The sequence below is a fragment of the Geodermatophilus sp. SYSU D00710 genome (genome assembly GCF_054050195.1).
This window is the reverse complement of the sequence record NZ_JBJGYX010000059.1, coordinates 24,827-32,457: the sequence shown is the minus strand read 5'-3', so window position 1 is coordinate 32,457 and position 7,631 is coordinate 24,827. Positions and strand designations below refer to the sequence as shown.

Below are 7,631 nucleotides of genomic sequence, written 5' to 3'. Positions count from 1 at the left end.
CCCCCCCCCCCCCCCCCCCCCCCCCCCCCCCCCCCCCCCCCCCCCCCCCCCCCCCCCCCCCCCCCCCCCCCCCGGCCACGGGCCCCAGGGAGCGTCGAGAACACGTGAACTCGACGGCGGGCGGAGCCGGCACCGACGGCGGCGCGCCCGGGGGGCAGGACACGCCGTGCCCACCCTGCGTATTCGTCTGATCACTTGCGGTGATCTACGACACCCCGTTGGCTCGTATCACTCCGCGGCCGCCCGGCCGCGGGGAGCCTCCCGAGGAGCCGTCCTTGCCCACTCGTCGCACCCTGGTCGCCGGAGTCGTCGCCGCCCTCGCGACCGCCGGCCTCGGCACCACCGCGAGCCCCGCCGCGGCCGCACCGCCCGACGGCGGCCCGCGAGCCACCTACGTCGTCACCGTCGACCGCTCCACCCTCCCGGCCCAGGCAGCCGAGCGTGCGCGCGGTCTCGGCGGGCAGGTCGACCACGTCTACACCGCGGCGCTGACCGGCTTCGCCGTGACGCTGCCCGAGGCCGCCGCCGCGCGCCTCGCCGACCTGCCCGGGGTGGTCGCCGTCGAGCGCGACCAGGTGGTCACGGCCGTCGGCACCCAGTCGAACGCGCCGTGGGGCCTCGACCGCACCGACCAGCGCACCCTGCCGCTGAGCACGACCTTCACCTACACCGCGACCGGGGCCGGGGTCACCGCCTACGTGATCGACACCGGCATCAACTACGCGCACACCGACTTCGGCGGGCGGGCGGTCTCGGGCTACGACGCCGTCGACGGCGGCTCGGCCGACGACTGCAACGGCCACGGCACGCACGTCGCCGGCACCGTCGGCGGGACGACCTACGGGGTGGCCAAGGGCGTGCAGCTCGTCGGCGTCCGGGTGCTCGGCTGCACCGGCAGCGGCACCACCGCGGGCGTCGTCGCCGGCATCGACTGGGTCACCGCCCACCACCCGGCCGGCGCCCCGGCGGTGGCCAACATGAGCCTCGGCGGCGGCGCCAGCACCGCCATCGACACCGCGGTGCGCAACTCCATCGCCGACGGCGTCACCTACGCGGTCGCGGCCGGCAACGGCAACAACGCGGGCGTGGCCCAGGACGCCTGCTCCTCCTACTCCCCCGCCCGCGTGACGGCGGCGCTGACCGTCGGGGCGACCGACCGCACGGACACGGCGGGGTCGTTCAGCAACTACGGCTCCTGCGTCGACCTGCACGCTCCCGGCGTGGCGATCACCAGCGCCTGGCACACCGGCACCACGGCCACCAACACGATCAGCGGGACGTCGATGGCCACGCCGCACGTGGCCGGCGTCGCCGCGCAGTACCTGTCGGCCGACCCCGGCGCGCAGCCGACCGCGGTCGCCGGGGCGATCACGGCGGCCGCGACGCCCGACCGCGTGACGCTCTCGCGCACCGCCGTGCGGGCCGGCACGCCCAACCGGCTGCTGTTCGGCTCCTACTGACCCCCGGCACGACGACGGCCGCCGTCCCGAGCAGGGGCGGCGGCCGTCGCCGTGTCAGCGGTCGAGCAGGGCGGCGAGGACGTCGCCGGCGCGGTCGACGCCGGCCCGGTCGACGTCGAGGTGGGTGACCAGGCGGATCCGGCGCGGGCCGACCTGGGACACCAGCACGCCCTGCGCCTTCGCCGCCTCGGCGACCAGGGGTGCGGCCACGCCGTCGACGACCACCATGTTGGTCTCCACGGTCGCGGGGTCGACGCCGAGCCGCTTGGCCAGCAGGCGGGCGTGCTCGTGGTCCTCGGCCAGCCGGGCGAGGTGGGCGTCGAGGGCGTACAGCCCGGCCGCGGCCAGCACGCCGGCCTGGCGCATGCCCCCGCCGAGGCGCTTGCGCCACAGCCGGGCGGCGGCGATCCGCTCGGCCGAGGCCACCAGCACCGACCCGACCGGCGCGCCCAGGCCCTTGCTCAGGCAGACCGACGCGGTGTCGGCGAGCCGGCCGTAGGTCGCGAGGTCGACACCGGAGGCCACCGACGCGTTCCAGATCCGGGCGCCGTCGAGGTGGACGGCGACGCCGGCGCCCCGGGACCAGTCGAAGAGCCGCTGCAGCTGCGCCAGCGGCTGCACCCGCCCGCCGCCGCGGTTGTGCGTGTTCTCCACCGCGACGGCGGCGGTGGCGGTCAGGTGCCAGTCACCGCGCGGGCGCACCTGGTCGACCAGCGCGTCGGCGTCGAGCAGGCCGCCGGAGGAGACCACCGTGCGGGTGGAGATGCCGAACACCGCGGCCGCGGCGCCCATCTCGTAGGTGACCACGTGCGCGTCGGCGTCGCAGAGCACCTCCTGGCCGGGCTCGCAGACCAGCCGCATGCCGATCTGGTTGCCCATGGTCCCCGAGGGCACGAAGAGGCCGGCCTCGTGGCCGAACAGGTCCGCGACCCGCTCCTCGAGCGCACGGATGGCGGGGTCCTCGCCGTAGACGTCGTCGCCGACCTCGGCCTCGGCCATCGCCCGGCGCATGGCCGGCGTCGGGCGGGTGACGGTGTCCGACCGCAGGTCGACCAGGTCAGCCACGCAGCATCTCCGCCACGAGGAAGGCCAGCTCCAGGGACTGCCCGGTGTTCAGCCGCGGGTCGCAGGCGGTCTCGTACCGGCTGTTGAGGTCCTCGTCGCTGATCTCCATGGCCCCGCCGAGGCACTCGGTGACGTCCTCGCCGGTGAGCTCGACGTGGATGCCGCCGGGCCAGGTGCCCAGGCCGCGGTGCACGTCGAAGAAGCCGAGGACCTCGTCGACGACCCGGTCGAAGTGCCGGGTCTTGTAGCCGGTCGAGGACTCGTGGGTGTTGCCGTGCATCGGGTCGCACTGCCACACGACCTGGTGGCCGCTGGCGGTGACCTTCTCGACGATCGGCGGGAGGGCGTCACGGATCCTGCCGTTGCCCATGCGGCTGATCAGGGTCAGCCGGCCGGGGACGCCGTCGGGGTCGAGCCGCTCGACGAGCTCGGTGGCCTGCTCCGGCGTCGTGGTCGGGCCGATCTTGACCCCGATCGGGTTGGCGATCCGCGACATGAACTCCACGTGCGCGCCGTCGAGCTGGCGGGTGCGCTCCCCGATCCAGACGAAGTGCGCCGAGGAGGCGTAGGCCCGGCCCTCGTGCACCCGGACCAGCGCCCGCTCGTAGTCGAGGATCAGCCCCTCGTGGCTGTTGTAGAGCTCCACGCCGCGCAGGGCGGTGTCGTCGACCCCGCAGGCCTTCATGAACGCCAGCGCCCGGTCGATCTCGCGGGCGATCACCTCGTAGCGGACGCCGGCCGGCGAGCTCGCGACGAAGTCCTTGTTCCAGTCGTGCACCGCGTGCAGGTCGGCCAGCCCGCCGCGGGCGTAGGCGCGGATCATGTTCATCGCCGCGGCCGCGTTGGCGTAGGCGCGCACCAGCCGGTTCGGGTCGGGGATGCGCTTCTCGAGCACCGGCTCGAGGGAGTTGACCATGTCGCCGCGGTAGGAGGGCAGGCCCAGGGCGTCGGTGTCCGACGAGCGCGGCTTGGCGTACTGCCCGGCGACCCGCCCGACCTTCACCACCGGCACGCTCGCGCCGTAGGTGAGCACGACGGCCATCTGCAGCAGCGTGCGGGTGGTGCTCTGCAGGTGGGCGTCGGTGTTGAGGTCGAAGGTCTCCGCGCAGTCACCGCCCTGCAGCAGGAACGCCCGGCCCTGGGCGACCTCGGCCAGCCGGCCGCGCAGCTCGTCGACCTCGCCGGGCGCCACGATCGGCGGCACGGTCGCCAGCGTGGTGAGCACGGCGTCCAGGGCGTCGCGGTCGGGCCAGGTCGGCTGCTGGGCGGCGGGGAGCTCCCGCCACCGGTCGAGGCCGGGGACCAGCTGCGCAGACTCGAGCAGGTTCACGTCCCGAGGGTACGGCCGCGCCGCCGCCGGGCCGAGGACCCGTCCCCCGCGACGGACGTCACCCGAAGAAGACCTCCGCCTCGGCGTAGCGCTCGAGCGGGACCAGCTTGAGCTTCGCGGTGGCCTCGGCGATCGGCACCGGGACGACGTCGGTGCCGCGCAGCGCCACCATCACCCCCGACAGCCCGGCGTCGACCGCGTCGACGGCGGCCAGCCCGAAGCGGGTGGCCAGCACCCGGTCGAAGGCCGAGGGCGTGCCGCCGCGCTGGATGTGCCCGAGCACCACCGCACGGGACTCCCGGCCGGTCCGCTCCTCGAGGACGGCGGCGAGCGCCGCGCCGATCCCGCCCAGGCGGACGTGCCCGAAGGCGTCGGTCTGCCCGGTGGAGGTGACCAGCTCGCCGTCGGCGGGCCGCGCGCCCTCGGAGACGACGACGATCGGCGAGTAGCCGGACTCGAAGCGGTGCAGGCAGTGCGCCACGACCGCGTCGACGTCGAAGGGCCGCTCCGGGACCAGCACCACCGTGGCGCCCCCGGCCATCCCCGCGTGCAGCGCGATCCACCCGGCGTGCCGGCCCATCACCTCGACCACCAGCGTGCGGTGGTGGCTGTCGCCGGTGGTGTGCAGCCGGTCGATGGCCTCCATCGCGACGCCGACGGCGGTGTCGAAGCCGAACGTGTAGTCAGTGCCGTCGAGGTCGTTGTCGATGGTCTTCGGCACGCCGACCACCCGCAGCCCCGACCCCGACAGCTTCGCCGCCACGCCGAGGGTGTCCTCGCCGCCCACCGGCACCAGCGCGTCGATGCCGTGCCGCTCCAGGGTGGCCAGCACCCGCTCGGGCCCGCCCTCGACGGCGTAGGGGTTGGTGCGCGAGGTGCCGAGCACCGTGCCGCCCCGGGGCAGCAGCCCGCGGACGGCGGCGAGGTCGAGGCGCACGGCGTCGTCCTCGAGCACGCCGCGCCACCCGTCGCGGAAGCCCACCACCTCGCACCCGGCGGCGGTGGCCTTGCGCACCACCGCGCGGATGACCGCGTTGAGGCCGGGGCAGTCCCCGCCGCCGGTCAGGATCCCGATGCGCATCACGCCTCCCCGTGCGACGAACCGCAGGTCAGCGCCGATCCTGCCGCACATCCGGCCCGCCGAGGAGACCACGATCGAGGCAGTATCGGACCGTGGACCCCGCGGACCTGCTCGCCGCCATGCCCTTCGCCGTCACCACCGGGATCGAGCTCGACTCGGCCGCTCCCGGCGAGGTCGTCGGCCGGCTGGCCTGGGCGCCGGAGCGCTGCACCGCCGGCGGCGTCCTGCACGGCGGCGCGCTGATGACGCTGGCCGACTCGGTCGGCGCGGTGTGCGCCTTCCTCAACCTGCCGCCGGGCGCGTCGACGTCGACCCTCGCGTCGGCCACCTCGCTGCTGCGCGCCGTCCGCGGCGGCACCGCGCACGCCACCGCCCGGCCGCTGCACGTCGGCCGCTCGACCGTCGTGGTCCTCACCGAGGTCACCGACGACGACGGCCGCCCGGTCGCCTCGGTCACCCAGACCCAGGCCGTGCTCGGCCCCTGACGCCGACCGCCGGTCAGCGGACCCGGGCGGCCTCCATCGCCCGCCACCGGGCGAGGTTGTGGCGGGCGTCGACCAGCGCGTCGTGGGCCCCCGACGGCGCGGGCGGGAGCTCGGGCCGGCCGACGTCGTCCCAGCGCTGCCGCAGCTCCCGGGTGAAGCGGGGCACCACCCGCGGCAGCGCCGTCATCGGGCCCCACAGCTGGGCCAGCGCCACGTGGTCGTAGGCGGCGAACCACGCCCAGAGCTCCACCTCCTCGCCGGGACCGGTGAGGAAGGCGAGCAGGTCGTCGCGGATCCGCTGCCGGCTGCGCCAGGCGCGGTCGGCCGGGGGCGGCAGCTGGTCGAGCACGTTGCGGCGCACCCACGGGATCGCCCGGCGCTCGTCGAACTCGGTGCTCACCGCGTAGAACTCGCGACCGGTCTCGTCGACGACGCCGATGGAGACGAGGTCGATCGTCGTGCCGTCCTCGATGAACTCGGTGTCGTAGAAGAACCGCCGCACACCGCCCACCGTAGGGGCGGTCGGGTCCGTGCACTTCCGCGGAAGCGCACCGGACGGCTAACCGGCCAGGGAGTCCGGCGCGCGCTGCCCGGCCTCGTCGGCCGGCGGCTCGAGCCGGCTGACGACGTCGGAGGCGCTGGCGCCGGTGGCGTCCATCCGCGTCTTCACGGCGGCGCCGTAGACGTCGACGTACTCCTGCCCCGACAGCGTCATGATCTCGTACATGATCTCGTCGGTGATGGACCGCTCGACGTAGCGGTCGCCGGCCAGGCCCTCGTAGCGGGAGAAGTCCAGCGGCTCGCCGAAGCGCACGCCCACCCGGACCAGCTTCGAGCCGAACGGCATCCGCCGCGGCCGGTAGGTCATGGCCACCGGGACGACCGGGGCGCCGGTCTCCAGCGCCATCCGGGCCACCCCGGTCTTGCCGCGGTAGAGCCGGCCGTCGGGCGAGCGGGTGCCCTCCGGGTAGATGCCCAGCAGCCGGCCCTGCTCGAGCATCCGGATGCCGGTGCGGATGGCCCCCTCGGCCGCGGTGGCGCTGGACCGGTCGATGGGGACCTGCCCGGCGCCGGAGAAGAACGCCCGCCGCAGGCGGCCCTTGACCCCCCGGCCGGTGAAGTACTCCGCCTTGGCCAGGAAGGTGACCCGGCGGCGCAGGGACAGCGGCATGAAGATCCAGTCGGAGGCCGCGAGGTGGTTGCTGGCCAGGATGGCCGCGCCCCCGGCCGGCACGTGCTCACGGCCCTCGACGCGGGGCCGGAACACCAGCTTCGCGATGGGGCCGATCGCCACGAACTTGAGGAACCAGTAGAACAACACGCCTCCCTGTGGAACTGCCAGACTAGGGAGCCCGGCGCGCGAGCGACAATCGGCCCCTCGGCCGCGCGCGTCGCCCGCCCGCTCCCGTCCCCAGTCGCCGTCCGCCGAGGAGGAACCCGTGGCCGCACCGCCCGTCCCGGCCCCGGCGTCCCCGGTGGGGCCGTCCGCGTGACCGGGCCCCGGCGCGGGCGCGGCCGGCGCGACAACGGCCTGGACGCCACCCTGTGGGCGCCGCTGCGCGACGTCGACCCGCGCGTCGGCGAGCACCTGCTCGACGTCCTGCGCGAAGCCGGCATCGCCGCCTATCTCGAGCCGGCCGCCGACGTCGGGCCCTACACCCGCACGGTGTTCCTGCCCAGCCCGCCGGCCGACCGGCTGTTCGTCGACCGGGCCCGGCTGCACGAGGGCCGGTCGCTGGTCGACCGGCACGCCGACGAGCACGCCCCCGCGGGCGGTCCGGCCGCCGAGCGGCGCGCCGCCCCCCGCGACCTCGACGAGGACGCCGAGTGGGCGCGGATCGTGGCCGCCTACGAGGCCGAGCACGGGCGCACCGTGGTCGAGGACGCCACGCCGGCGCCGGCCGGCCGGGCCGCGGACGGCCGCGGCGACGCCGTCGAGGCCTCGGCCGACGACGTGCTCGACGAGGAGCACTACGAGCCGCCGCCCGCGCCGCCGGTACCGCTGCCCTCACCCTCCACGCTGTACGCGGTGCTCATGGCCGCGGCCGGCGTGGTGCTGGTCGGCGCCCCCGGGGTGCTGGGCCTGACCACCGACACCGGCCTGGTGCTCGGCGTGGCCGCCCTGGTCGGCAGCGCGGCGCTGTTCCTCTCCCGGATGCGCGAGCGCTCGACCGACGACGGCGACGACGGCGCGGTCGTCTAGCGCCCGG

General features: G+C 75.8%; 8 protein-coding genes. 3 read left to right on the top strand and 5 right to left on the bottom strand.

Going from position 1 to position 7,631, the window contains the following annotated elements:
- Positions 1–275: 275 nt before the first annotated feature.
- On the top strand, positions 276–1,460 hold the full coding sequence (locus ACI78U_RS20575) for a S8 family peptidase (RefSeq protein ID WP_456877252.1): 1,185 nt from the start codon (positions 276–278) through the stop codon (positions 1,458–1,460).
- 54 nt (positions 1,461–1,514) lie between these two features.
- Here ACI78U_RS20575 and ACI78U_RS20570 read toward each other — a convergent pair whose 3' ends face one another.
- The 3 genes from ACI78U_RS20570 to ACI78U_RS20560 are packed head-to-tail and all read right to left on the bottom strand — an operon-like array spanning position 1,515 to position 4,936.
- Positions 1,515–2,525: a threonine aldolase family protein gene (locus ACI78U_RS20570; protein WP_456877251.1), complete on the bottom strand. Its 1,011-nt coding sequence runs from the start codon at positions 2,523–2,525 to the stop codon at positions 1,515–1,517.
- Positions 2,518–3,855 (bottom strand): class II 3-deoxy-7-phosphoheptulonate synthase, encoded by a 1,338-nt coding sequence (locus ACI78U_RS20565; protein ID WP_456877250.1) that lies wholly within the window; start codon positions 3,853–3,855, stop codon positions 2,518–2,520. The genes ACI78U_RS20570 and ACI78U_RS20565 overlap by 8 nt, the downstream gene beginning before the upstream one ends.
- Positions 3,856–3,913: 58 nt before the next feature.
- Complete coding sequence (locus ACI78U_RS20560) at positions 3,914–4,936, bottom strand: 6-phosphofructokinase (RefSeq protein ID WP_456877249.1); 1,023 nt, start codon at positions 4,934–4,936, stop codon at positions 3,914–3,916.
- A 92-nt stretch (positions 4,937–5,028) separates the two neighbouring features.
- Between ACI78U_RS20560 and ACI78U_RS20555 the strand changes: the two genes are divergently transcribed.
- Positions 5,029–5,421 carry a PaaI family thioesterase gene (locus tag ACI78U_RS20555; RefSeq protein ID WP_456877248.1) on the top strand — a complete coding sequence of 131 codons (393 nt, stop codon included), beginning with the start codon at positions 5,029–5,031 and terminating at the stop codon, positions 5,419–5,421.
- Between the two features lie 13 nt (positions 5,422–5,434).
- Here ACI78U_RS20555 and ACI78U_RS20550 read toward each other — a convergent pair whose 3' ends face one another.
- Together ACI78U_RS20550 and ACI78U_RS20545 are read right to left on the bottom strand one after the other, a co-directional pair.
- A complete protein-coding gene (locus tag ACI78U_RS20550; RefSeq protein WP_456877247.1) occupies positions 5,435–5,923 on the bottom strand; it encodes a polyadenylate-specific 3'-exoribonuclease AS in 489 nt (162 codons plus the stop codon).
- 57 nt (positions 5,924–5,980) lie between these two features.
- The gene (locus ACI78U_RS20545; protein WP_456877246.1) at positions 5,981–6,742 is read right to left on the bottom strand and encodes a lysophospholipid acyltransferase family protein; all 762 of its coding nucleotides are present in this window, start codon (positions 6,740–6,742) and stop codon (positions 5,981–5,983) included.
- Positions 6,743–6,910: 168 nt separating this feature from the next.
- Between ACI78U_RS20545 and ACI78U_RS20540 the strand changes: the two genes are divergently transcribed.
- Positions 6,911–7,624: a hypothetical protein gene (locus tag ACI78U_RS20540; protein WP_456877245.1), complete on the top strand. Its 714-nt coding sequence runs from the start codon at positions 6,911–6,913 to the stop codon at positions 7,622–7,624.
- Positions 7,625–7,631: the final 7 nt, after the last annotated feature.

Bases quoted from the DNA above. Each gene is read 5' to 3' on its own strand.
- ACI78U_RS20560 (WP_456877249.1), bottom strand. From the start codon at position 4,936: ATGCGCATCGGGATCCTGACCGGCGGCGGGGACTGCCCCGGCCTCAAC.